The sequence below is a fragment of the Terriglobus sp. ADX1 genome (genome assembly GCF_036877645.1).
Lineage (GTDB): Bacteria > Acidobacteriota > Terriglobia > Terriglobales > Acidobacteriaceae > Terriglobus.
The window spans coordinates 165,885-188,650 of sequence record NZ_JAEDXV010000002.1 but is presented as its reverse complement, the minus strand read 5'-3'; the positions used below and the strand labels follow the sequence as shown (position 1 = coordinate 188,650).

The 22,766-nt window shown below is 57.8% G+C and carries 23 protein-coding genes and 1 tRNA gene; 9 read left to right on the top strand and 15 right to left on the bottom strand.

Going from position 1 to position 22,766, the window contains the following annotated elements:
* Window positions 1-185 precede the first annotated feature (185 nt).
* The 3 genes from prfA to JAO32_RS02585 are packed head-to-tail and all read left to right on the top strand — an operon-like array spanning window position 186 to window position 2,586.
* Window positions 186-1,262: a peptide chain release factor 1 gene (gene prfA, locus JAO32_RS02595; protein WP_334237190.1), complete on the top strand. Its 1,077-nt coding sequence runs from the start codon at window positions 186-188 to the stop codon at window positions 1,260-1,262.
* A complete protein-coding gene (gene prmC / locus JAO32_RS02590; RefSeq protein WP_334237188.1) occupies window positions 1,262-2,149 on the top strand; it encodes a peptide chain release factor N(5)-glutamine methyltransferase in 888 nt (295 codons plus the stop codon). The genes prfA and prmC overlap by 1 nt, the downstream gene beginning before the upstream one ends.
* A 29-nt stretch (window positions 2,150-2,178) precedes the next feature.
* Complete coding sequence (locus tag JAO32_RS02585; protein ID WP_334237186.1) at window positions 2,179-2,586, top strand: response regulator; 408 nt, start codon at window positions 2,179-2,181, stop codon at window positions 2,584-2,586.
* Window positions 2,587-2,601: 15 nt separating this feature from the next.
* Here the strand turns inward: JAO32_RS02585 and JAO32_RS02580 are convergent, their stop codons facing one another.
* Both JAO32_RS02580 and JAO32_RS02575 read right to left on the bottom strand, forming a co-directional pair.
* Entirely contained in the window at window positions 2,602-3,576 is a 975-nt protein-coding gene (locus tag JAO32_RS02580; protein WP_334237184.1) for a nuclease, read from the bottom strand.
* A gap of 5 nt (window positions 3,577-3,581) precedes the next feature.
* Window positions 3,582-4,163 carry an anthranilate synthase component II gene (locus JAO32_RS02575; protein ID WP_334237183.1) on the bottom strand — a complete coding sequence of 194 codons (582 nt, stop codon included), beginning with the start codon at window positions 4,161-4,163 and terminating at the stop codon, window positions 3,582-3,584.
* A gap of 147 nt (window positions 4,164-4,310) precedes the next feature.
* Here JAO32_RS02575 and glpK point away from each other — a divergent pair, with 147 nt between their 5' ends.
* Genes glpK through JAO32_RS02560 form a run of 3 tightly spaced genes read left to right on the top strand, consistent with a single transcriptional unit; the run spans window position 4,311 to window position 8,125 of the window.
* Window positions 4,311-5,798 (top strand): glycerol kinase GlpK, encoded by a 1,488-nt coding sequence (glpK, locus tag JAO32_RS02570; RefSeq protein ID WP_334237181.1) that lies wholly within the window; start codon window positions 4,311-4,313, stop codon window positions 5,796-5,798.
* Window positions 5,795-7,363, top strand: a complete 1,569-nt coding sequence (locus tag JAO32_RS02565; RefSeq protein WP_334237179.1) for a glycerol-3-phosphate dehydrogenase/oxidase — start codon at window positions 5,795-5,797, stop codon at window positions 7,361-7,363. The genes glpK and JAO32_RS02565 overlap by 4 nt, the downstream gene beginning before the upstream one ends.
* A 27-nt stretch (window positions 7,364-7,390) precedes the next feature.
* Window positions 7,391-8,125 (top strand): MIP/aquaporin family protein, encoded by a 735-nt coding sequence (locus JAO32_RS02560; RefSeq protein ID WP_334237177.1) that lies wholly within the window; start codon window positions 7,391-7,393, stop codon window positions 8,123-8,125.
* A 94-nt stretch (window positions 8,126-8,219) separates the two neighbouring features.
* Here the strand turns inward: JAO32_RS02560 and hscB are convergent, their stop codons facing one another.
* From hscB to JAO32_RS02540, 4 genes are read right to left on the bottom strand one after another with little or no spacing between them, the layout of a single operon-like run.
* Entirely contained in the window at window positions 8,220-8,828 is a 609-nt protein-coding gene (hscB, locus tag JAO32_RS02555) for a Fe-S protein assembly co-chaperone HscB (RefSeq protein ID WP_334237176.1), read from the bottom strand.
* Window positions 8,825-9,322 carry a GNAT family N-acetyltransferase gene (locus JAO32_RS02550; RefSeq protein WP_334237174.1) on the bottom strand — a complete coding sequence of 166 codons (498 nt, stop codon included), beginning with the start codon at window positions 9,320-9,322 and terminating at the stop codon, window positions 8,825-8,827. Before JAO32_RS02550 ends, hscB begins: the two co-directional genes overlap by 4 nt.
* An 8-nt stretch (window positions 9,323-9,330) precedes the next feature.
* Complete coding sequence (locus tag JAO32_RS02545) at window positions 9,331-9,807, bottom strand: HesB/IscA family protein (protein ID WP_334237172.1); 477 nt, start codon at window positions 9,805-9,807, stop codon at window positions 9,331-9,333.
* Between the two features lie 15 nt (window positions 9,808-9,822).
* Window positions 9,823-10,350, bottom strand: a complete 528-nt coding sequence (locus JAO32_RS02540) for a hypothetical protein (protein WP_334237170.1) — start codon at window positions 10,348-10,350, stop codon at window positions 9,823-9,825.
* A gap of 151 nt (window positions 10,351-10,501) precedes the next feature.
* Between JAO32_RS02540 and JAO32_RS02535 the strand changes: the two genes are divergently transcribed.
* Window positions 10,502-10,774: a DUF4242 domain-containing protein gene (locus JAO32_RS02535; RefSeq protein WP_334237168.1), complete on the top strand. Its 273-nt coding sequence runs from the start codon at window positions 10,502-10,504 to the stop codon at window positions 10,772-10,774.
* A gap of 43 nt (window positions 10,775-10,817) precedes the next feature.
* On the opposite strand, the gene iscU is transcribed toward JAO32_RS02535, so the two are convergent.
* The 6 genes from iscU to JAO32_RS02505 form a co-directional block, all read right to left on the bottom strand.
* A complete protein-coding gene (gene iscU, locus JAO32_RS02530; protein WP_334237166.1) occupies window positions 10,818-11,234 on the bottom strand; it encodes a Fe-S cluster assembly scaffold IscU in 417 nt (138 codons plus the stop codon).
* 74 nt (window positions 11,235-11,308) lie between these two features.
* Window positions 11,309-11,506, bottom strand: coding sequence for a hypothetical protein (locus JAO32_RS02525; protein ID WP_334237164.1), 198 nt, complete (start codon window positions 11,504-11,506; stop codon window positions 11,309-11,311).
* A 13-nt stretch (window positions 11,507-11,519) separates the two neighbouring features.
* Window positions 11,520-11,726, bottom strand: a complete 207-nt coding sequence (locus JAO32_RS02520) for a hypothetical protein (RefSeq protein WP_334237163.1) — start codon at window positions 11,724-11,726, stop codon at window positions 11,520-11,522.
* An 11-nt stretch (window positions 11,727-11,737) separates the two neighbouring features.
* A complete protein-coding gene (locus tag JAO32_RS02515; RefSeq protein ID WP_334237161.1) occupies window positions 11,738-13,006 on the bottom strand; it encodes an IscS subfamily cysteine desulfurase in 1,269 nt (422 codons plus the stop codon).
* Window positions 13,007-13,080: 74 nt separating this feature from the next.
* The gene (locus JAO32_RS02510; protein WP_334237159.1) at window positions 13,081-13,563 is read right to left on the bottom strand and encodes an RrF2 family transcriptional regulator; all 483 of its coding nucleotides are present in this window, start codon (window positions 13,561-13,563) and stop codon (window positions 13,081-13,083) included.
* A 125-nt stretch (window positions 13,564-13,688) separates the two neighbouring features.
* Window positions 13,689-14,267, bottom strand: coding sequence for a CDP-alcohol phosphatidyltransferase family protein (locus tag JAO32_RS02505; protein WP_334237156.1), 579 nt, complete (start codon window positions 14,265-14,267; stop codon window positions 13,689-13,691).
* A gap of 152 nt (window positions 14,268-14,419) precedes the next feature.
* Between JAO32_RS02505 and JAO32_RS02500 the strand changes: the two genes are divergently transcribed.
* A complete protein-coding gene (locus JAO32_RS02500) occupies window positions 14,420-15,004 on the top strand; it encodes a hypothetical protein (protein WP_334237154.1) in 585 nt (194 codons plus the stop codon).
* Window positions 15,005-15,108: 104 nt separating this feature from the next.
* Window positions 15,109-15,185: transfer RNA gene (locus JAO32_RS02495), tRNA-Val, on the top strand.
* Between the two features lie 94 nt (window positions 15,186-15,279).
* On the opposite strand, the gene JAO32_RS02490 is transcribed toward JAO32_RS02495, so the two are convergent.
* The 3 genes from JAO32_RS02490 to JAO32_RS02480 form a co-directional block, all read right to left on the bottom strand.
* Window positions 15,280-16,488: an HD-GYP domain-containing protein gene (locus JAO32_RS02490; RefSeq protein ID WP_334237152.1), complete on the bottom strand. Its 1,209-nt coding sequence runs from the start codon at window positions 16,486-16,488 to the stop codon at window positions 15,280-15,282.
* Between the two features lie 338 nt (window positions 16,489-16,826).
* Window positions 16,827-17,927, bottom strand: a complete 1,101-nt coding sequence (pal, locus tag JAO32_RS02485) for a peptidoglycan-associated lipoprotein Pal (RefSeq protein WP_334237151.1) — start codon at window positions 17,925-17,927, stop codon at window positions 16,827-16,829.
* A gap of 83 nt (window positions 17,928-18,010) precedes the next feature.
* Window positions 18,011-22,438, bottom strand: a complete 4,428-nt coding sequence (locus JAO32_RS02480) for a beta strand repeat-containing protein (RefSeq protein WP_334237149.1) — start codon at window positions 22,436-22,438, stop codon at window positions 18,011-18,013.
* Window positions 22,439-22,766 lie beyond the last annotated feature (328 nt).

Sequence of the window (22,766 nt, the reverse complement as noted above, 5' to 3'; positions counted from 1 at the left end):
CGCGCTATCATCAAATAAGCGATGCTGCGCGCTCTGTACAATCCGGCTGGTGCTTCCCGACATGCCGCGGCACGCCTTGGCTTTGCCTAGCTGCGTTTGCCGCGGCTTTTCGCGTTTCACGCGACCCTTTTCCCGTTTCCCCATATTGCTGAACCCTGCGTGTACGCAGGAGGAGAAGATTGCCCATGTTTGACCGTCTGGAACAGCTCGAACAACGCTTCAAGGAGCTTGAACGCGAGCTTGCCGACCCATCGCTGGTGACCGACCAGCAGCGCTTTCAAAAGACCGCCAAGCAGCACCGCGACATGGAGCCAGTCATTGAGCGCTTCCGCGAATACAAGGGCGTACGCGATGGCATTGCCGACGCGAAGCTGATGCTGACCGAGAGCGATCCCGACATCAAGGCTATGGCGCAGGAAGAACTGACTGTTCTGGAAGGCCGTCTGCCCGAGATTGAAGAGCAGCTCAAGATCATGCTGTTGCCCAAGGATCCGAACGACGAAAAGAACGTAGTGCTGGAAATCCGCGCGGCTACTGGCGGTGACGAGGCTTCGCTCTTCGCATCAGAGGTCTTCCGCATGTACCTGCGCTATGCCGAACTCCATCGCTGGAAGGTAGAAGTGCTCTCTGAGACAGAGTCCTCTGTCGGAGGATTGAAGGAAGTTACCGCGATGATCGAAGGTGACCGCGTGTATTCGTCGCTGAAGTATGAGAGCGGTGTACATCGCGTGCAGCGCGTTCCGGCGACGGAAACACAGGGCCGCGTGCATACCTCTGCCATCACAGTTGCAGTTCTGCCTGAAGCGGAAGAAGTAGACATCAAGATTGAGCAGAAGGACCTGCGCATTGATACGTTCTGCTCATCTGGCCCTGGCGGACAGAGCGTAAACACCACATATTCCGCCATCCGTATTACGCATCTGCCCACGAACACGGTTGTAAGCTGCCAGGACGAAAAGTCGCAGATCAAGAACCGCGAAAAGGCGATGCGCGTTCTGCGTTCGCGCCTGTACGAAGTGGAGATGGAGAAGCAGCACGCGGCACAGGCCAGTGCGCGCAAATCGCAGGTGGGCAGCGGCGATCGTAGCGAAAAGATTCGCACGTACAACTTCCCGCAGAACCGCCTGACGGATCATCGCATTGGGCTGACGCTGCACCAGTTGGAATATGTGATGGAAGGCAAGCTGCAGCCGGTAATTGATGCGCTGATTGCGCACGACACCAGCGAACGCCTCAAGGCGGAAGCCGAGGTTGCTGCGTAATGCCGCAGGAGTTGCAGCCGCACGAACCGCTGAAGATCAAAGGTTGCACGGTAGACGACGCACTGCGCTTTGGCACCATGCGCCTGTCTATGCGTGAGGACCTGCGTGAAAACGCAGCACGCGATGCGCAGCAGATCCTGGAAATCGCCACCGGCCTGACACGTGTACAGATGATGGCGCAGCCGGACCGCCCACTGAAGGAAGAGGAAGCCGGATCGTTCCAGGGCATGCTGGCGCAACGTCGCCATGCTGTGCCGATTCAGCATCTGCGTGGTTCGCAGGAGTTCTTTGGACGCGAGTTTGCCGTGTCGCCGGATGTGCTGATTCCCCGCCCTGAAACCGAACACATTGTGGAAGAGGTGCTGCGTCTGTTCCCGGACCGCAAGACTCCGCTGAAGATTGCGGATGTGGGCACGGGCAGCGGCATTCTGGCTGTGACATTGGCGCTGGAATACCCTCAAAGCCTCGTGGCTGCGCTGGATATCTCGCCGGATGCACTGGCAGTGGCGCAGGACAACGCTGCTCGCCTGGGAACGCTGAGCCGTACGCGGATTCTGCAGTCAGACCTGTTGACGGCAGTAACCGGCGAAACCTTTGACCTGATCGTGTCGAATCCGCCGTACATTCCTCTCACTGAGAAGAACACGCTGCACGCGCAGGTGCGCGAGTACGAACCACATCTGGCGTTGTTTGGTGGTGCAGACGGGCACGATGTTCTGCGTAGCCTTATTCCTCAGGCGTTTGCAGCTCTGAGCCCCGGCGGCTGGCTGTTGCTGGAAACCGCTGGACGGACTGCGATCGTCGACGAGTTGTTAGAAAACATGACAAATGTGGGCTGGGTATCAGACCTGCAAGGCATCCAACGGATTGCCGTCGCTCAGAAATAACCTCTGAGTGACCTCCGTTTGGAGGCACCATGTTTCTTCGTCCTTGCTTTCTGGTTGTCGATCACGAGTTCGCGGGCAGCATTTCCACCCGCAAGCTGGTGCTGGAGACTGCCAAGTTCAACGTCATCACCGCGTATTCCTATGCGGAAGCGCGTGCCACGCTGGAACTCTTCCCAAACGTGCATGCCTGCGTTGTAAATGGGCATAGCGATGGCAACGCCGAAAGGCTGCTGCGCTATATCGAGATATCTCACCCCACCGTCAAACGCGTGCTAACCGGCAACAGGACCAATGTGAACACGTCCGTCGACCTGCACGTGGAAACCTACTCGCCCGAGGCATTGTTGCTGGGTCTCCGAAAGCTGTTCCCGGAAGATGCAGCGAAGGCAGAGTCGATTGAGCGCGATCTTGAAGAGAGCGTACCTCCTGAGGAGTAACGCCTGCCCTATCGGCTAATCGTGTACGCCAAATAGCTTTCTGAAGAAGTTGCCGATGGCCCGGAATGGATGCGGGCCTTCTTCCGGCGGCTTTGTGGATGCCACATGCACATCCGTTGCGGGCACTGCAGCCGGAGGCGCAACAACAGGCGCTGCCGGGGCTGCGGCTACAGGGGCTGCAATATCCGCAGCCGTTGTACTCTCTCCCGGCGGCCCGACGACGGTGTTGGTGGTGCCGCTGTAAGCCAGCGTGCTGTTCACACGAGTGTGTGTCTCGCCCACGGGCGCGGGCTGCGGAGGTTCGGGCTGCTGCAATCCCTGGCTTACAGCCTCAGGGAATGGATGCGCCTTCGCTTCGTCTGTAATCTTGCCATCGCCAAGCTTGCCCTTGCCTGCCAGAACAAGATCGTCAGGGCGCGGGCACCCACAGGATGAGCTTTCGTGGTCTACGACCTCGCGCAGGCTGCCATGTTCAAACAACACGCGCTGGCCCGGCCGGACGAAGTACGTGCCGTCACCAAACGTCTCCGTTACATGCAGAATCGGGGCATTCTTGCCCGCATTGTCCACGCAGGTATCGCCGTTGGGCACAATGCGGATACGCAAATCCAATGGCGCTGCATCGGACAGCTCGAACCGCAGGTCCGGCGTAAGGATACTGTCGGTCTTCTCCGCTGCCGTGCGAATTTCAATTGCCCCGCGGTCCACCGCCATCACCATGGGAGGTTTGGCCACGGCGATGGTCGTCTGAGCCAGATGCGCCGCTGATCCGGAACAAATCTTCACCGAGCCGCCACGGCTCAAAGTGACTTCAGCAGGCTGCACACCGGCAGCCACAGCAGCGCTGTTGCCAATCACCGCGTTGCCATTGCTCACACGCACCAGGCCGCTGACTTCGTTACCCTGCGTCTTCACGGAGCCCAGCGGTTGCTGCGCATTGCCATGAATCGCACACACGAGAGCTGCAGAGAAAACGAAGGAGCGGCGCATACGATTTACATCTTCAGGAAGTTTTCAATCAAACGTTTTCCGTTTTGCGTGAGGACGCTTTCCGGGTGGAATTGCACGCCCTCAATGGGTAGTTCACGATGGCGCAATGCCATGATGACTTCGCCCTCGGGGTCCTGCGTGCGCGCAGAAACTTCCAGCTCCTTTGGCAGACCTTCCGGGCTGACCACCAGCGAGTGGTAGCGTGTGCAGGTCATGTCCTGATCAATGCCTTCGAACAGTGTGCGTCCATCATGCTGCACGCGGCTGGTCTTGCCGTGCATCAGGCGTGCCGCGCGAACCACATTGCCACCGAAGGCCGCACCCAACGCCTGATGGCCAAGGCAGACACCCAGGATCGGCGTGCGCTTTCCCTTCGCGGCATAGTGCTTAATCAGATCGATGGAGACACCAGCCTCCTGCGGCGTGCAGGGGCCGGGCGAAATCAGGATATGGTCCGGGTTCAGCGCTTCAATCTCTTCCGGCGTCAGCTCGTCGTTCCGGCGGATGACCATCTCCGCGCCCAGCTCGCCCATATACTGCACCAGGTTGTAGGTGAACGAATCGTAGTTGTCCAGAACGAAGACCATCAGCGAAACCCCTTAAGAAAAGTGTACGCGTATTCGCCATGTCCCCGCTGTACCAAGGCTTTAGCGCCGGTGGAATCCGTAACCGCGCGGTGATATGGTGGCTCCGTTGCGCTGCTGAAGCTTTCGCGGCGTGTGGTGAGGCGGTTTATGGCGAAGTATGTTCTGGCGCTGGATCAGGGGACGACCAGTTCGCGCGCGATTCTGGTAGACCATGCAGGCGCGATTGCAGGCACAGCGCAGCATGAGTTCACGCAGATTTTCCCTGAGGGTAAAGCAGGTTGGGTGGAGCATGATCCATTTGAGATTCTCACCAGCCAGTTGACCTCAGCCGTGGAAGTGCTGGGGCGCGCCGGTGTGCGTCCCCGCGATGTAGCATCGCTCGGCATTACGAATCAACGCGAAACCACCGTAGTTTGGGAGCGCGCGACGGGCAAGCCTGTCTACAACGCCATTGTTTGGCAGGACCGCCGCACGGCATCCATGTGTGAACAGCTTCGCAACGAAGGCGTGGAAGAAGATGTTCGTCGCCGTACCGGATTGCGGCTGGATCCTTATTTCAGTGGCACGAAGGTCTCGTGGATTCTGGACAATGTTGCCGGTGCGCGCGAGAAAGCAGAGCGTGGTGAACTGGCGTTTGGCACCGTGGATAGCTGGCTGGTGTGGAACCTGACCAGCGGCAAGAAACACCTCACCGATCGCACCAATGCATCGCGCACATTGCTCTACAACATCGTTGAAGACAAGTGGGATGACGAAATGCTGCGGCTGTTGCGTGTGCCGCGCAGCATGATGCCGGAGGTGGTGTGGTCCAGCGAAAAGCTTGGCCCTGTAAGCACCACGCTGGGGCTTGAAGGTGTGGAGATCGCAGGTATTGCGGGCGATCAGCAGTCGGCTCTCTTCGGACAGATGTGCACAAAGCCCGGCGATGCGAAAAACACTTATGGCACCGGATGTTTCCTGCTTCAGCACATTGGCAACGAATTTCGTGAGAGCCAGAATCGTCTGCTGACGACGCTTGCCTGCTCCACGAATCGCAAACCGGAATATGCGCTGGAAGGCTCCGTATTTATTGGCGGCGCAGTGGTGCAGTGGCTGCGCGATGGACTGGGAATCATTGCATCCAGCAGCGAAGTGGAACAGCTTGCGCAAAGCGTCCCGGACAACGGCGGTGTTCTGTTTGTGCCCGCGTTTACAGGGCTTGGCGCACCGCACTGGGATCCGTATGCCAGCGGAACCATCATTGGCATTGGTCGCGGCACAACGAAGGGACACATTGCGCGCGCCGCGCTTGAGAGCATTGCGCTGCAGACGACGGATCTGATGCGTGCCATGAATGCAGACACGGGCGTGCCACTGCGCGAATTGCGCGTCGATGGTGGTGCAACGGCGAACGACACACTGATGCAGTTTCAGGCAGATCTACTGGGTGTACCCGTACATCGCCCCGCAAATCTGGAGACCACAGCACTGGGCGCGGCGTTTCTTGCAGGGCTTGCCGTTGGCTTCTGGAACAGCACCGACGAGATTCAGCGCGTGCAGGGCGAAGGCACGCTGTTCACGCCGCAGCGGGATTACGATGCCTTATACGCGCGCTGGAAAGAAGCCGTGGAACGCGCGAAGGGATGGAACGCATGAATCGTACAGCGATGCTTGATGCCGTAAAGACACACGGCAATACCGCGTGGGATGTGGTGATAATCGGCGGCGGCGCTACAGGCGTGGGTGTTGCGGTAGATGCTGCTGTTCGTGGCTATAAAACACTTCTTGTCGAACGAGAGGACTTCGGAAAAGGCACATCCAGCCGCAGCACCAAGCTGGTGCATGGCGGTGTGCGTTATCTGGAGCAGGGCAATATCTCCCTGGTGATGGAGGCATTGAAAGAACGCGGTTTGCTGCGACAGAACGCTCCACATCTTGTCCACGATCTGCCGTTCGTGGTGCCGAACTATGAGTGGTGGGAAGCTCCGTTCTATGGCATCGGCATGAAGATTTATGACCTGCTGGCGACGAAGTATTCGTTTGGCAAGTCGAAGATTCTTTCGCGCGAAGAAACACTGGAACGCCTGCCGACGATCTCGCATGAGGGTCTGCGTGGTGGCGTTGTCTATCACGATGGCCAGTTCGATGACACACGATTGCTCACGCATCTGGTGATGACTGCAGCGGACCATGGCGCGACCGTATTGAACTACTGCGGAGCGGTCGGCCTGTTGCGTGGCGATGATGGATTTCTACATGGTGTAACGCTGGAAGACCGCGTCATTGACGAACGTTTTGACGTTCAAGCAAAGGTTGTAGTGAATGCGACCGGTATCTTCACCGACGAAGTGCGACGCATGGCCGAGCCCGATGTGCAGACGATGGTGTCGCCATCGCAAGGCATTCATCTTGTATTTGAGAAGAGCTTTCTTCGCGCAGATACAGCCATCATGGTGCCACGCACCAGCGATGGCCGCGTGCTCTTCGCCATTCCGTGGCATGAGCACACTGTCGTTGGCACGACAGATACGCCGATTGATCATCCCAGCTACGAGCCGAAGCCGCTGGAAGAAGAGATTGAGTTTGTACTGGAGACTGCGGGCGAATATCTTTCGCGTAAACCCACGCGCGATGACATTCTGGCCATCTACGTCGGCATTCGGCCGCTGGTGAAGGCCGCTGGCAGTGACGGATCGAAGACAAGTGCTCTATCCCGCGACCATACGATTCACATTGATAGCAGTGGCCTGCTGACCATCGTTGGCGGCAAGTGGACGACGTACCGCCACATGGCTGAAGACACGGTGAATCATGCGGCAACACTGGGGCATCTGCCCGATGTGACCTGCACGACGGCTGATCTGCATGTGCATGGATGGAGCGATGCAACAGACCTGGGGCATCTGCAGGTGTACGGCAGCGATGCGGCGCAAATTCGTGCACTGGCCGCTTCGTCGCCAGAGCTTGCGCAGCAACTGCATCCGGCGCTTCCCTATCTTGCGGCAGAAGTCATTTGGGCCGCGCGCGAGGAGATGGCCATTACCGTTGAGGATGTACTGTCGCGCAGGACGCGTGCGTTGCTACTGAATGCAAAAGCGGCCATTGCCATGGCGCCGCGCGTTGCACAGTTAATGGCCGCGGAACTGGGTCACGACGAAGCATGGCAGCAAGCGCAGGTGAGTGCGTTTACAACATTGGCACAGCAGTATCTGCCGCAGTAGAGTGGTTGCGTTCCGAAGGAGATGTTTGTGATTGCACGCAGCCCGGTGCTGGGCGAGTTTATGGGAACATTTGTGCTGCTGCTGCTGGGTAACGGCGTGTGCGCAGCAGTGACACTGAAGCGCAGCAAGGCGCAAGACGCAGGATGGATGGTCGTCGCCGCAGGATGGGCTTTCGCCGTGCTGTGCGGCATCTTCGTATCGCAGCTGTTCGGCTCCCCCGATGCGCACATGAATCCCGCATTCACGCTGGCTTTTGCGATCAAGGGCCATGCGTATGGCCACCTGATTCCTTACGTGTTGGCACAGGTAGCGGGAGCATTCTGCGGCGCGGCTGCGACCTGGTTGTTCTATCTGCCTCTGTGGGGATTGACCGAAGCACAGGATGCAAAGCTGGGCGTCTTCGCAACCAGCCCTGCTGTGCGCAACTATGGATGGGCGCTGTTCTGCGAAGCACTGGCTTCGTTTGTACTGGTGATAGTTGCAGGCGGCATGAGCAGCAAGCTGGTACTGACAACCGGCGCAGCGGCTGGGCTTAGCCCGCTGTTAGTTAGCCTTCTTATCTGGTCGATTGGCCTGTCGCTCGGTGCAACCACCGGTTACGCCATCAATCCAGCACGCGATTTCGGACCTCGACTCGCACATGCACTATTGCCTATCGCAGGCAAAGGCCCAAGCGACTGGGCTTATGCGTGGGTTCCCGTGCTGGGACCGCTTCTGGGTGGAGGGCTTGCCGGCTGCGTTCTATTGGCTCTGGGCGCTTAAATTTCTTTTCTTCACGGAACAGGAATGCTTCGCGTTTCTCACCTGATTTCAGATTCAGCTTGCGTGCGTATCACCTTCGGGCGATGCGCACTCGCTATTCCAGTGCAGCGTTCACGTCACGCACAAGGTTTCGCAGATAGCTGCGGCGATTGAGCAAAGCCACCATCGCATCCTTCGCTGCGGACTTGGCATTGGCATCGTCGGCGTCTACACCTGCGTCCCACTTCGTCCAAAGAGCTTCCAACTGCTTCTGCGAATCGTCAAGCATGGCGGTGAAATTGGACTTTGCCACTTCAAGATCTTTGCGAAGCTGGGGATCATCGTCACCCATCTTCTTTGCCATCTTCATCTCTTCCAACTGCATGTTCAGCTCAAAGGCCTCTTCCAGAAGATCCGGCGGAACAATCTGCTTCTTCTCCGTGCCTGAAGCACGCGCGGACTCCGTGGCCTTCACCGACTGCTCTTCCAGCTCGACGCCTTCCAGCTCCAGCAGATATTCCGTGCGCCGGATGGGATCGCGCAACGTACGATAGGCATCGTTCAGCAGAGAGGATTTCTCCGTGGCCTCAGCCTGCTCCTCCGCAGATTTGGAGGCGAAGCGATCCGGGTGGAACTCACGCGACAGCTTGTAAAAGCTCTTCTCAAGCGATGCAGTATCGAGTGCGAGTTTCGTGGGCAGGCTGAAGACTTCGAAATAGGTCATAGCGTCTCTTCTGATGGTATCTGCGGCGCATCCGTTTCAGGTGAAGTAGCCAGCCGATAACGGCATTTGCGTGGATGGCCTGCGAGGAATATGGCGTGGTTGTAGAGCACGTTCACTGTCTCCACGTACTCAGCGCCGGCGAGTTCAAGGGTGCGGCGAGAGGCGGTGTTTTCGGGGTCGCAGGTGATCCAGAGGGTTCCAATCCCGTGTTCTCTTGCGACAGGAATCAGCGACCGCACAGCCCTCGCGGCGTAACGATATCCACGATGTTCCGGGAACACTTCGTAGCCGATGTGGCCTGCGTAACGGGTGATGGCTTCCGTGGTGTCCAGGCGGAGATTAATGTTGCCGATATGCTCGCCTGCCGCATTCATCATGCGGTAGTAACGCGCAGGCACGCGACAGACGGGATGTTCGGTGGTATGGATGTAGTCGAGTTGCATTTGTCCGGAAAGCAAAGAGGCTGCACCAATGGCACAGCCTCTGCGATTCATTGCATGCCTTACGCTGTGAACGACGAACCGCAGCCGCAGCTCTTGGTGCTGTGCGGATTGATGAAGTTGAAGCCCTGGCGCATGAGCGTCTCTTCGAAATCGAGCGTCATGCCGCTGAGATAGAGAAAGCTCTTGGGGTCAACGAAGATCTGCACCTTGTCGCCATCCTGCTCGTAGATATACACGCGGTCACGCTCGCGGGCCTGCGAATCGAAGCGGATGTTGTACGAGAGGCCGCTGCAGCCACCGCCGGTGATGCCCACACGCAAACCACCCTGTTCGGCGGAAACGCCTTCCTTCTGCATAGCGGAGCGGATGCGCTTCAACGCCTTCTCCGTCACCTGGATGTTCTGCGCCTTCGCATTGTCCGGCGGCGCGGAGATAGGCGGAACGATAGGGCTGGAGTACACAGGAGCTGCGCCTGCCTGCGGGGCGGGTGCGCTCATCTCGTTGCTTGTGGTGCTGCTGATTCCTACTACGGACATATGGGTATTCCTTTACTAGCGCAGGCTCTGCTGGCGCGCATCGTAGATCTTCATTTGACGACTAATCAGTTCATCGGCCTTCTTGAGCGCGGTCTGCGTATTGGTGTCGAGCTGATCCCAGGTGCGAAAGACGCGGTCTTCCTGCACGCTGGAGGGCTGAATGTTGCCATTCTGGTCGACCATAGCCGCTGCCTCTAACGTGACAGACTTGGAAACCGGGTCAATCAGCGCTCGACGCACACGATACGCAATATCCAGACAGGCGTTCAGGTGTGCTGCGTCGCCAAGGCCCCATGCAATCTGGTTGGCACGGCAGGCTGCGGGCGTGCGATAGAACGTGAACAGCGAAAGCACGTATGTGCCCTTGTTCAAGTAGCTGTTGTAGTTGCGCTGCAGCCACTGCGGCGTGGACGTGTCCGGCATGTAGATGACGACATCATGATCTTCCGCGAGCGCCAGCGGAGTGGTCCATTGCTCGGTTTCGTCAAACACTGCACCAGGATGGCCGAAGGTGCCACGCTGAACGACCTGCTGTGCGAACATGCTTGACGCCAGAAGGACAAGGAACGCGGCACAGAGACCGGCGTACCAGGTCTTAGGAATCACGAATTTTGGCGGTCGAAGCTGCATTTCTGTTGCGACACCCGTCAACGTGCGCTGCTATGTTGGCAGCGAGTGGTGAAAGGAGTTTCGCATGCCGAAGTTTCTGATTGAAAGAACTCTACCGGGCGCTGGCGACCTGACGGCTGAGCAGCTAAAAGTTATCTCACAGACATCCTGCTCTGTGTTGCGCAGTCTGGGACCACAGATTCAGTGGATTGAGTCGTTCGTGACGCCCAACAAAATCTACTGCGTCTACGTGGCACCGAACGCGGAATTGATCCGCGAACACGCTCGCCTGGGCGGTTTTCCCGCTGACTCCGTGGAGCCGATCAAGGAAACCATCAGCCCGGTTACCGCAGAGTGACGCAGCGGAACAGGCTGCCTGCCTGTCCCGCCGAATCGAGTGCTTAGTTTGCTGCTGCGGCCAGTTCCGGCTCTGCTGCGTGGTTCTTCTTCTTCCAGTCGCCGATCGCCGCGCGGATGGCGTCTTCCGCCAGCACCGAGCAGTGAATCTTAACCGGCGGCAGGGCCAGTTCCTTCACGATCTCCGTGTTGGAGATGGCGAGAGCTTCGTCAATGGTCTTGCCCTTAACCCACTCCGTCGCGAGCGAGGAGGAGGCAATGGCCGAACCGCAGCCGAAGGTCTTAAACTTTGCGTCTTCAATAACCTGCGTTTCGGGATTGACCTTGATCTGGAGGCGCATGACGTCGCCGCACTCCGGCGCGCCAACCAGGCCCGTGCCCACTTCGGCGGAGTTCTTGTCGAGCGTTCCGACGTTGCGCGGATTCTCGTAGTGATCGACTACCTTATCGCTGTATGCCATGTTCGTCTCCTGTTGAGCGAATACGTTAATTAGATGCCTTCCGGTCAGATTTCAGTGCAAATCCCCGCCGGATGCTACCCCTTGATAATTCCCCTGTGCCAACGGGCCAGGGCGATGAGCCAGACCACGGTCGCAAACGCGATGGCGTAGTCAAATGTTTTAAACGCCTCACGCCAGGTGAGTGGCGTGTGGAAGAAGTAGCCGGCGGCCATGCTGGAGAGCCATGTGAGCAACATGGTCTTGAGCCAAGTTTTGCCGGACGGCTCCTTCAACGAATTGCTCCTGTCACTTGATGGATTCTGCGTGCTTCTGCCAGTAATACATTGGCCAAAGCACAATCAGCCCCCCAAACACTGGTGATAACACCGACGCCAACCAGAAAGATAAGGACTGGTGGAACAGAAGATCAACCACCGAAACGCTCACCAGAATGGGAACTAACACCTGGATCGCTCGTGCGCGTTGTTGGCGAAAATCAATTTTCTGTTCCACAGGAAAACTCCTTAGTGGGCGGTCCACTCTACCTTGTCGAGATCGATGCCTTCCTTGACCATCTCGTACAGCGGGCTCAGTTCACGGAGCTTCAGCACCGTGTCGATGAGTTTGTCGCTGACGTAGTCCACTTCTTCCTTGGTGTTGAAGCGGCCCAGGCCGAAGCGGATGGACGAGTGCGCAACGTCGTCGCCGAGGCCGAGGGCCTTGAGCACGTAGCTGGGCTCCAGGGTGGCCGAGGTGCAGGCCGAACCCGACGAGACCGCGATGTCGTTGATGCCCATCAGCAGGCTCTCGCCTTCGACGTAGACGAAGCTCATGTTCAGGTTGCCGGGCAGGTGGTGATCCATGTTGCCGTTGACGTGAACGTAGTCCAGAGCAGCTTCAAACTTTGCCTTCATATAGTCGCGAAGTTCAGTCAGGCGCTTGGTCTCTGCTTCCATCTCTTCGCCGCAAAGCTCGCAGGCCTTACCGAGACCAACGATGCCGGGGACGTTGAGCGTACCGGAACGCATGCCGCGCTCGTGGCCGCCACCGTCAATCTGCGAGACGAGCTGGACACGCGGGCTGCGGCGACGAACGTACAGAGCGCCCACACCCTTCGGCCCATAAATCTTGTGGCCGGAGATGGAGAGCAGATCAATGTTGTCCTTCTGCACGTCTACCGGAATCTTGCCCACAGCCTGCACGCCGTCCACGTGGAAGAGCACACCCTTCTCATGGCACAGCTTGCCGATTTCTGCGATGGGGTTGATGACGCCGATTTCGTTGTTGGCGTACATGATGGAAACGAGGATGGTCTCCGGCGTGATGGCTTCCGCGATCTTCTTCACGTCAACCAGGCCGTCTGCCTCAACCGGCAGGTAGGTGACCTTGTAGCCGCGCTTTTCCAGGTGCTTACAGGTGTCAAGGACAGCCTTGTGCTCGGTCACCTGGGTGATGATGTGGTTGCCCTTTTCGCGGTACATCTCCGCAACGCCCTTGATGGCAAGGTTGTTGCCTTCGGTGGCACCGGAGGTGAAGATGATTTCCTTCGGCGTGGCGTTGATCAGCTTGGCGATCTGTTCGCGCGCCTTGTCGACGCCCTGCTCAGCTTCCCAGCCAAACTGGTGGTTGCGGCTGGCAGCGTTGCCGTAAATCTTGGTCATGTACGGCAGCATGGCTTCCAGCACGCGCGGATCAAGCGCGGTGGTGGCATGGTTGTCCATGTAGATGGGCAACTGGACGCCCTTGTGCGCGGGTGTGGACTCCAGCAATTCGATTTCCGTGGCGAGGCTCATGACTTGTTTCTTCTCCTGATCCGTTTCCGAGCAAGTGGTGCAAATTTGCTGCGCGTGCCTATTGTTTATGGGTTCTAAAGAGCGATGGAGACAAGGCCCCCGCCCAGCGTGTTGGCTGGTTCGGCGGTGTCCTGCGGTTCTGCCAGATCGGCAATAGTAATGCCGCTGAGCAGCTCCTTGATGCTGTCATTCACCTTGCGCAGCGGTTCTTTGATGGTGCAGTGACCGGCCAGGTCGCAGGTGCCGTGAATGGTGATGCAAGAGGTGATAAACAGCGGGCCGTCAATGGCTCGGATCACCTCAAACGCGCTGATTTCAGCAGCTGTACGCGCCAGCGCGTAGCCGCCATTGGTTCCAGCGTGCGAAACAAGAATGCCCTGCCGGGTTAACGTCTGAAGAATCTTGGCAAGGAGCTGCGGCGGGATATGGTACGCCTCCGCAATGTCCTTGGCGGACTGGGCACTAGCCGGTCCTGTCTTGCCCGTCAGAACAGCCTGCTCGGCAAGATACTTCAGGGCCATCAGGCCGTAATCCGCTTTTTTGGTCAACCGCAGCATAAGAGGTCAAAGGCCTGTGGGTAGATACACCACGGGCATGTTTCCAGTGTAGGCCTGTGGAAACCGGGTGGCAATGGCAAAACCATGTTCTTTAAGAATAATTATTAAACTTTGTCCCCGATGTATCAGGCCAGGCTCTCGAGCGGGTCCGTCGCGATGCGGTGGAAGACCATCCAGGCATATTGCGCGGCGGAAAGCGGCGCCAACCAGGCGATGCCCACCAACAGCCAATGCCGCAGTTCGCTCAATGTTGCGGTGGTTTTTACGGCCGTCAACAGGACCAGCAGCATGGTGAAGATCTGCACCAGTGTGTTGAGCTTGCCGATGGCCGATGGGCGAAAGTCCCGCATGGTACCCGTGAAAAACAACAAAATACTGATGCAAAGAATGCCGATATCGCGAGCAAACACCAGCACCGTCACATATTTAGGCACCAATCCCACCCACGTAACGGTCAGGAAAAGCGTGGAGAGCATCAGCTTATCCGCAATGGGATCCAGATACTGCCCGAGGCGCGTGGTTTGGTTCAGTCTGCGGGCCAGGCGACCATCTACCGCGTCGGTGGCACCCGCCACGACGAAGATCAGCAGCGCAATCTCCTCATGCTGCGCCAGAATCGCTTCCACCAGAAACGGCACGGCCAGCAGACGCAGAAGCGTCAGCAGGTTTGGCGCGGCACGGAGCTGTCGAAGGAGAGAGGTCATACTGTCCCGATGAAGGAATAACTTCATCATATGCGGCGAAGGCTGCGTCGCAGAGACTGTCTTGGAGATACCGGTCTTATGACTTCTGTGGCACTCCCTGCCGCCCTTTCCAGCCGGGGAGCCGATATAGTCCGATGGAAGGATTCGGCACGATGCGCATTGTCTACCACTGGACGCAGAGAGAATGGGACGAAGCAGTGCGGCTGGCTACGGAACGACAGCGGCGTAGCGGGGGCATTCCGGGCACCACGTTTGCAGTGATCCTTATCCCATTGGTGGGCGCATCTCTCAGTGGACTGCTGAGTCTGCGGCGGGAAGGTGCATTGGTCGGTACAGGTATCGTGATACCGCTTTTGCTGGGATTGGTGGGTCTCTGCGTCATTCTTTGGATCGCAGGGATGGCCTGGAAACGTCAGCGCCGTAAAGCCACCGCGGCTCCGATTCCGACGGGTGAGTGCGAAGCCATCCTGCAGGAAAGCGGGTGGTGCTTCCGCGTTCCCCAACATGAAGACGCAACTTCTGGAATCAATCTCAATGCGCAGGCAGAGCCTTCACTGTCGCCATGGACGAGCCTCACTGAAACGAGGAGAGGTAATCGCGTGGTCGTGTTTCTGTACGAGGGAGGCTTTTCCGCACTGCCGATCCGGTGCCTGACAGATGATCAAGCGGGACATATGCAGCGGTTAATCACCCGCAAATTGCGACCTCAAACAGGGCGCGCAGCCTCTTCCCAGTAGGCCCGCACACGAGGCAAGCGTTTGCCACGAGGGATAACGAGAGTTACACTGAAAGGAGTCGGCAGCCCGCCCGGGCAGCCGGGGAGCAATCCCCTTTCAAACGCAGGCGCGTAGCTCAGTTGGTTAGAGCGCTACCTTGACACGGTAGAGGTCGATGGTTCGAATCCATTCGTGCCTACCATTCCTTTCCATATCTTTCAGCGCAAGCATCGGTGGCTGTCCAGCCGTGGCTGCTGCGGAAGTCAGATGCCATCTTCTTCCTCAGACAATTTGCTTCAGGGTGCGATGCTGTAATGCTTTGCCTGCTCCAGAATTCGCTTGAGAGCTGCGACGCAATCGACGTCCAGTTGATGCGGCGTCAGTTTCTCCATGATTTGCAGGACCGTCTCCGGCTCCAGGTTATTGCGATAGGCGCGGGGTGAACAGACGGCGTCATACACGTCGGCCACACTGAGAATGCGTGTGGGCAGATCAATGTCCTCCGCTGTCAGTCCTTGCGGATAACCGGAGCCATCCAGACGTTCATGATGATCGCGTGCGATCCGTGCGACATCCTCAAAGCCACGCACTTTGCGCAAAAGGTCGTAGGTGTGTCGGGGATGTTCGCGCACCGCGACCCATTGCTGTTCTGTGAGCGGGCCTTCTTTATCCAGGATGGAATTCGAGATGCCAAGCATGCCGATATCGTGCAGAAGTGCCGCGCGGCGCAGCGAGGTGATCTTCTCTTCCGAGAGATGCATTTGCCGTGCAATCGCCTCTGTGAACACAGCAACGTTCTGCGAGTGCATGAACGTGTAGTGCGACTTGGCATCAATCATGTCAGCAAACGCGGAACAGATGTTCTCAAATACGTCATAGCCGCAGGCAATCTTTCCTGGTTCTGGATCGCGTGAAAGCACTTCCTGCATAAGGTCAGGAGTATCCGCTCCGTTCCAAAGAGTGCCTTCCTGATGCATGATGACGACGAGGGCGACTAACCCAGGGTCAAACCACGTACCTGCACGATCTTCAATAATGCGGACGGCTTCATCGCGTCCCAGAATGGTATCCAGCGATTCAAGAGTCTGCGCAATGGCACAGGTCTGCGCCATCAATGGAATCTCACTCTCCTTCATACCCGCAGGGCCACCTGAGCCATCCCACCGCTCATCAACACAACGTATGGCGTCGATCGTAGCTTCTGAGCGACCAAACTTACGTGCGATGAGTTCACTGGTGACAGCGCGCTGACGGGCGGACTGCCACACAAGACGCCGGTTCTGCAGGAGGCGCAGGATGTGCTTCAGCCTTGAGGGGAATGATTTGCCACGGAAAGCATGCCGAAACACAAAGCGTATCTGTGGCCATGTGAGCTTTGTCCAATCGAAGACGCGAAGCGCAAGGCGGCAGAGTTGTTCCTCCATCCCCATGCGTTCGCAGATGTCAACGGTGTTACTCGTCGCCCCCACATCCTTAAGCAGCAAGGCGTAGTAGAGCTCGCTCATCCATTCCTGCGAAGGACAGATAGCCCCTCCCAGATTCATACCCAGAACACACGTACGCAGGGTGTGCCCTGAGTGTTCGCTCGAGCCCAGATCGAAGGCATACGTCAGTGCTGCAACCAGCTCGCTAAATACCACGGGCCTGGAAGGAAATTTAAGCACAGCAGGCCGCCGCGGTGCTTCAGCCAAGGCATAATCGGGCGCGTCAAGGTACATATTCAAAAGAAGACAGAGAGCTGCGTCGCAGCTCCCCCAATCTTCATCCTTTCCAGGCTGGAGTCAATAGGATTCGACTCTCTACCCTTCGTTGCACAGACGCAATACTTCAAAAGCATCAGTTTTCATCGAGAGTGATTCTCTAGAGACGCACGACGGTTCTTTTGGAAACACGCCTCGTTATCTTCGCTGCACAAAGGCTTTTCTTTGCCATAGCTGACAACGTCCAGTTTGGCGGGTGATACACCATCTGCGATGAGCTGATCGCGCACAGCCTGTGCACGTTTCTGCCCCAGCGCAAGGTTGTACTCTGCCGTTCCGCGCTCATCCGCATATCCGGCTACAACAATCTCCAGATCAGGATGTGCCTTGAGATAGGTTGCATTCTTCAGCACTGCAGCCAGAGCATCTGGACGAAGCTCATAGCTGTCGTAATCGAAGAACGCGCTATCTACGCTGTGGTCGAAATCGGCATCTGTCGCTGCTGGAGCCTTGATGGTGGTGGAAGTTGGGGGTGGTGGCGGAGGAGGCGGCGCCGCAGCTGCAACCGGTGCCTCCGGCTTTGCTTCATGCGCCTGCTTCTCCATGTCGCGCTGCACTTTGTACGCCTGATTGCGGTCAGCATCCACGCGACTACCAGCATGACCAAATCGCAGAAGAAGACCTGCACTGAAGATTGTGTGGTTCTGGTTGTTGTTTCCAGCGTTGGGGAAACTCGTGCGCAAATATTCCACCTGGGCTGCGCGAACACCGATGTGACGCGTTAGGCCAATGTCGATACCGCCACCGGTACTGATGGCAAAGCTGGTGGCAGAACTGCTGACCGTATTGCCCGATGGGAAATAAGAATCGCTGCCATGCGCAGCGCCGAAGAGTCCATGACCAAAGAACTCAAAGCGTCCTGCAGGCACAACAATCTGCGGCCCGGCGGTATAAGTCATCAACGTCAGATCCTGGCCGAGGGATCCAATGTGATTCGCATGGCTACCGGTCACTTCACCGGCAATGCGGAACCACGGAAGAAGAGAGTACGCAGCGGAGACATATCCACCATTAGCACCGAAGCAGTTGCATTGGCCTGGAGGTGCATTGGAGCGCACATTGGCATAACCAACGGAAAGCGTCGTACGAGGAGCAGACCAGTCAGCACCGCTGGGGCTGGCTTGCGCAAGGGCCAGGGGAGATGCAATGGATGCAACGAGAAGCACAGACATGATGCGAGTCATAAAAATCCCTTTTCTGAACGAGGACCTTGGAAACCTCCGGAGGTGGAGTGAGGTCGCTCAGGACCTCACTCCATTCCGGTGCGTTAGTAGAGGATTGCCGTGTACGGAGCGGTGCTAAGCAAGCCACCCTTCAGTACCACGAACCGGCCTGGCGACAGAGCGTAGACCACACTTCCGTCGTTCAGCAGATAGCGTCCTCCGGTTGCATCCGTAACGCTGTAGGTTGCGCTACCACCGACACCCAGTTGCAGGATGTTCAGGTTGCCCACACCGACATTGGTATCCGTCGTATAGGTGAGGTTTCCTGCACCGTCCGCAGTGAAGGTACCGTCACCGTCGATGGTGGCCAGGCTGGATGCCGGGACCGTGCCATAGGTATAGGTGCCATTCAGATTGGACAGGGTGAACGGACCGGCTGCCTGTGCTTCCAGGTGACCGAGACCTGCATAGCCCGTCTCCAGGAAGTAACCCGCATTGTTGCCCGTGAGGTAAACCACACGTGGCGCCGGGGGGTTACCCGTCAGACCCAACAACTGAAGAATCGGTGTCAGGAGTGATGGATCGGGGGCGGGATAGTTGAAGACAACACGTCCGTTGCTGGCGACAGCGCAGTTGCTGTTGCCCAGCGACTGATATGTGCCGAGCACATAGTTCAGCAGGTTGTTGTTGCCACCGAGACCAGTCAGTGTGTTGACCAGGCCCGTAAGACCGGCTGAATCCGCATTGGTGGTGGTGCAGGTACCGTTGTTGTTGCCCGTGCCACGGATAACGTTTGCCGAGGACAGGTTGAGTACGCTATCGAGCGTCTTGCCGATGATGCCCGGGTTGATTGCTGCGTTCTCATAGCCGACGAAGGGACCATTCAGCGATGCGTTGCTGAAGGTGGTGGTGGATTGTGCTGTGGCAGTACCAGCTTGCAGCACATAGGACGAGTGCTTGTCTGTAGACATGAGGAACGCGTGGGTCGCATCCACCAGGTACACAGCGTAGTGAGTTGGGTAAGCCAGACCAGCGAGCTTCGCGCTGTCCAGCGTCAGACCGATGCGACCGTTGGTATCCGCAGCGGAGCTGGCGCCTGAGAGTGTGGAGCTGGCGTAGTTTGTGCTGGCCACATTGGCGTCACTGATACCGGTGATCGTTCCACCATTGGCAGTGAACTGACCGACTGTGGCTACAGGACCGGCGATGAGGCCGATGGTGCAGGTGGGGATGCAAGGTGTGTCACCGGAGACGCCGAAGGCATAGTTGCCAGTCAGCCCATTGCTGTATGCAGAGGTGTTCTGTGCCAGCAGTGTTCCGGAGCCCTTGGTTGCAAGCAGGATGTCTCCATCCGACTCGATCATGCTTCCACTGGAGGATGCCGTGGCCGGAGCCGTCGGCAACTTCAGCACGAGTGAGTAGAGCGTGGTGTGACCTGCCGTACCATCCGCGTTTATGGTGGTTACGGCAAGGGTGCCGCGTCCATCCGTACCGATGGTGTACGTGCCCAGCAGGGCGTTCGTAGCAATGGTGTTGCCGGTTGGGTTGGAGGACTGGTGGTTGCTATCCAATTCGCCAGCCGTGAGCAGGCCGTTACCGTCTGCGGTGATGCTGCCGATGGTTGCGGTCTGGTAGGCGAGCACGCCTGCCACGACATCGTCATAGCCCTGGAAGAGGAACGCGTAGGGTCCCTTCAGCAGTGCGTCAGACGGTGTGCTGGGGTAGAGCACCTGCATGGTCAGCGGGAGGCTGGCCTGCTGCGGCGTTGCCTGGCTATCCGTTGCGGTGATGGTGAAGCTGCTTGCGCCGACCGCGGTTGGTGTTCCGCTGACCACACCGGCGCTTGAGAGCGAGAGACCCGCAGGCAGCGATCCGGAGGTGACCGTGTAGGTGTACGGCGGAAGTCCGCCCGTTGCTTGCAGGGTCTGGGTGTAAGCCACACCGAGCGTTGCGTTAGGCAGGCCGCCTGTCAGCGACAGCGGGCTAATCGGGTTGACGGTCATGACAATGTTCGCGGTGCCGGTTTTAGCCGGGCTGCCCGAGTCGGTTGCCGTGACATTGAAGGTGGACGTACCAGCCGCGGTGGGCGTGCCTGTGATGGAGCAGTTTGCAGCCATCGTCAGGCCTGCGGGCAGGCTGCCACTGTTGATCACGCAGGTATACGGGGCAGTTCCGCCCGTGACACCAATGGCTCCGCTATAGGGCTTGCTAACCGTAGCGTTTGCCGGGCCAGTAAGGGTGAGTGACGACGTTGCGCCAAGGATGGTGATTGGCACAGCGGCTGTTGTGGAGTTGACCGGGCTGGCAGAGTCGTGGACAGAGACATTGACCGAGAACGTGCCTGCCGAGGTCGGCGTGCCCGTAAGCGTGCAGTCGCTGTGCAACGTGATGCCAGGAGGCAACGTGCCGGAAGACACGGAGCAGGTGTACGGCGGTGTTCCACCCAGTACCAGGATGACGCCGACGTAGGGCACGTTCACTACACCCACAGGAGGTGCCGTAAGCGTGAGGGTAATCAACGTACCCTGCACCGTGATGGTGACCGGAGACGTCTTGGTGTTTGCAGGGTTGGCGGAGTCCGTGGCCGTGATGCTGACCGTGGATACGCCGGGCGCGGTAGGTGTACCGGTGATGACGCAGTTGGAGTTCAGGGTCAGACCGGCAGGCAATGTACCGGAAGCCACCGTGCAGGTGTAGGGAGCGACGCCGCCCACAACCGTGATCAGACCGACGTACGGCACATTTACCACTGCCACCGGAGGTGAGGTGATGGTAAGTGTGAGCAGGCTTCCGATCACAGTGATGTTGACGGTGGTGGTCTTGGTATTTGGCGGGTTCGCGGAGTCAATGACCGTGATGCCTACCGTAGAAACACCCGGCGTTTGCGGCGTTCCGGTAATCACGCAGTCGGAGCCCATGGTGAGGCCATTGGGTAACGTTCCCGAGACAAGCGTGCACTGATACGGTGCAGTGCCTCCTACCACACCGATGGTTCCGACATACGGCACACCAACCACTGCAACCGGAGGAGCCGTGATGGTGAGCGTGATAATCGGAGCCTGCACTGTGACCGTAACAGTGGCCGTGGTGATGTTTGCCGGGTTTGTGGAATCGGTTGCCGTGACGCCGATGGACGTGGTGCCCGCGACCAGCGGTGTACCGTTGATGACGCAATCCGAACCGAGCGTGAGACCGGCAGGCATAGCGCCCGACGCAAGCACGCAGTGATACGGTGCGGTACCACCCGTAACCGAAACAGCGCCACTATAAGGCACCCCAACGGTTGCCGGCGGCGGCGATGAGAGTACGAGCACTGCCGGCGCAGGGTTGATGACGATGGTGATCAGACCTGTTCCAGAGTTGGATGGGCTGCTGGCATCCGTAGCGTGCACGGTGAATGTGCTGGTGCCTGCAGTTGTTGGAATGCCAGTAACGGCGCAGTTGCTACCCAACGTGAGACCTGCAGGAAGCGAACCGGAATCAACCGAGCAAGTGTAGGGAGCTGTTCCACCAGTGATGGTGATGCTGGCGGCATAGGCAATCTGCACAGTGCCGCTTGGCAGTGTGGAAGTGGCAATCGTGAGTGATCCACCCGACGATGCTGCGTTGATCTTCAGTGTCAGGTTCAGCGTTGCGGTTGCGTTCGCAGCATCCTGCACCTGTGCGGTGAAGGTAGATGTGCCTGCAGCCGTCGGTGTGCCAGAAAGAACACCGGTGGCAGAAAGGCTGAGCCCCGCCGGAAGCGTACCGCTTGTAATGCTCCAGTTGTACGGGCTGGTTCCACCGCTGGCCTGCAATACGGAAACATAAGGCACATTCACTGTGCCATCGGGCGTAGTGCCTACCGCCTGAAGTGCAGAATTGGAAGAGCTGGCGCTCACCTTCAGGGTGATGGTGGAAGTCACCGTGAATGGCACGTCGCTGGAGTCTACCGCTTGAAGCGTAAACGTGCTGGTGCCGGCAGCCGTTGGCGTGCCGGACAGGATTCCGGTTGTGGTGTTAAAGCTGAGGCCCGCGGGCAACGTGCCCTTCACGGCGAGCCACTTCAATGCAGGCGTGCCACCCGTGAGAGCGAATGTCGTGCTGTACGCCGTGCCCACAGTGGCGTCCGGCGCAGTACCGCTGATCTGTGGAGCCGGATTGACGACAATAGTCGTGGTGCTGGCAGACTGGGTTCCTGTAACTGTGCTTGTAAGCGTTATCGTCGTCTGCTGCGTCACAGAGGGAGCAACATAAGTTGATCCCAGCGCAGAACTATCACTCAACGTGCCACATGTCTGGCCGGAGCATGCTGTGCCGGAAAGTGACCAGCTAAGGGGAAGATTTGAGGGATTGTTGGCCACCGCCATAAAGCTTTGACCGCTATCAATGGTGACTTTTGAAGTTACCAGGCTGGGAACAACGCCGCCGGCGTAACCACCACCGCAGCCTGCCATGACAAAACACATAAGAAATACGACGAGATGAGCTAAGAGCAGCTTTCCGTAGAAAGCCTCCGCTGGTTTTCTTTTACTGGGCAGAAGATCAAGCATGGTTCCTCCAACAGCGTTCTTGGGAGATTTGCGCAGGGGATGGCGCAGCCGTCGGCAACGCTCATGCTCCTATCGTCGAAAGCAACCATAAATTGAGAAAAACCCCTAAAAATGGGGTCGGAATCATATTCCAAAGTTTTGATATCACTGGGAATATCAGGGGTGTACGTCTTTAGTAAGAGATGGTGCATAGTTCTAACCAAGCAGCAACTTTGCAAGGAAGCGTGCAAGAAACTTTGTAAGTCAGTTGGCGAGCGGTTCCATTTTGGAACTACTCGATTCAAGCGACAGGAAGCTTTTTCGCGTCATCTTCATTCTTGCTAGCGCG

What these genes read in the sequence shown, in the direction of transcription:
- prfA (WP_334237190.1), top strand. Translation starts at nt 186, where the DNA reads ATGTTTGACCGTCTGGAACAGCTCGAACAACGCTTCAAGGAGCTTGAA.
- prmC (WP_334237188.1), top strand. Translation starts at nt 1,262, where the DNA reads ATGCCGCAGGAGTTGCAGCCGCACGAACCGCTGAAGATCAAAGGTTGC.
- JAO32_RS02585 (WP_334237186.1), top strand. Translation starts at nt 2,179, where the DNA reads ATGTTTCTTCGTCCTTGCTTTCTGGTTGTCGATCACGAGTTCGCGGGC.
- JAO32_RS02580 (WP_334237184.1), bottom strand. Translation starts at nt 3,576, where the DNA reads ATGCGCCGCTCCTTCGTTTTCTCTGCAGCTCTCGTGTGTGCGATTCAT.
- JAO32_RS02575 (WP_334237183.1), bottom strand. Translation starts at nt 4,163, where the DNA reads ATGGTCTTCGTTCTGGACAACTACGATTCGTTCACCTACAACCTGGTG.
- glpK (WP_334237181.1), top strand. Translation starts at nt 4,311, where the DNA reads ATGGCGAAGTATGTTCTGGCGCTGGATCAGGGGACGACCAGTTCGCGC.
- JAO32_RS02565 (WP_334237179.1), top strand. Translation starts at nt 5,795, where the DNA reads ATGAATCGTACAGCGATGCTTGATGCCGTAAAGACACACGGCAATACC.
- hscB (WP_334237176.1), bottom strand. Translation starts at nt 8,828, where the DNA reads ATGACCTATTTCGAAGTCTTCAGCCTGCCCACGAAACTCGCACTCGAT.
- JAO32_RS02550 (WP_334237174.1), bottom strand. Translation starts at nt 9,322, where the DNA reads ATGAATCGCAGAGGCTGTGCCATTGGTGCAGCCTCTTTGCTTTCCGGA.
- JAO32_RS02545 (WP_334237172.1), bottom strand. Translation starts at nt 9,807, where the DNA reads ATGTCCGTAGTAGGAATCAGCAGCACCACAAGCAACGAGATGAGCGCA.
- JAO32_RS02540 (WP_334237170.1), bottom strand. Translation starts at nt 10,350, where the DNA reads ATGTTCGCACAGCAGGTCGTTCAGCGTGGCACCTTCGGCCATCCTGGT.
- JAO32_RS02535 (WP_334237168.1), top strand. Translation starts at nt 10,502, where the DNA reads ATGCCGAAGTTTCTGATTGAAAGAACTCTACCGGGCGCTGGCGACCTG.
- iscU (WP_334237166.1), bottom strand. Translation starts at nt 11,234, where the DNA reads ATGGCATACAGCGATAAGGTAGTCGATCACTACGAGAATCCGCGCAAC.
- JAO32_RS02515 (WP_334237161.1), bottom strand. Translation starts at nt 13,006, where the DNA reads ATGAGCCTCGCCACGGAAATCGAATTGCTGGAGTCCACACCCGCGCAC.
- JAO32_RS02510 (WP_334237159.1), bottom strand. Translation starts at nt 13,563, where the DNA reads ATGCTGCGGTTGACCAAAAAAGCGGATTACGGCCTGATGGCCCTGAAG.
- JAO32_RS02505 (WP_334237156.1), bottom strand. Translation starts at nt 14,267, where the DNA reads ATGACCTCTCTCCTTCGACAGCTCCGTGCCGCGCCAAACCTGCTGACG.
- JAO32_RS02500 (WP_334237154.1), top strand. Translation starts at nt 14,420, where the DNA reads ATGCGCATTGTCTACCACTGGACGCAGAGAGAATGGGACGAAGCAGTG.
- JAO32_RS02490 (WP_334237152.1), bottom strand. Translation starts at nt 16,488, where the DNA reads ATGAGCGAGCTCTACTACGCCTTGCTGCTTAAGGATGTGGGGGCGACG.
- pal (WP_334237151.1), bottom strand. Translation starts at nt 17,927, where the DNA reads ATGACTCGCATCATGTCTGTGCTTCTCGTTGCATCCATTGCATCTCCC.
- JAO32_RS02480 (WP_334237149.1), bottom strand. Translation starts at nt 22,438, where the DNA reads ATGCTTGATCTTCTGCCCAGTAAAAGAAAACCAGCGGAGGCTTTCTAC.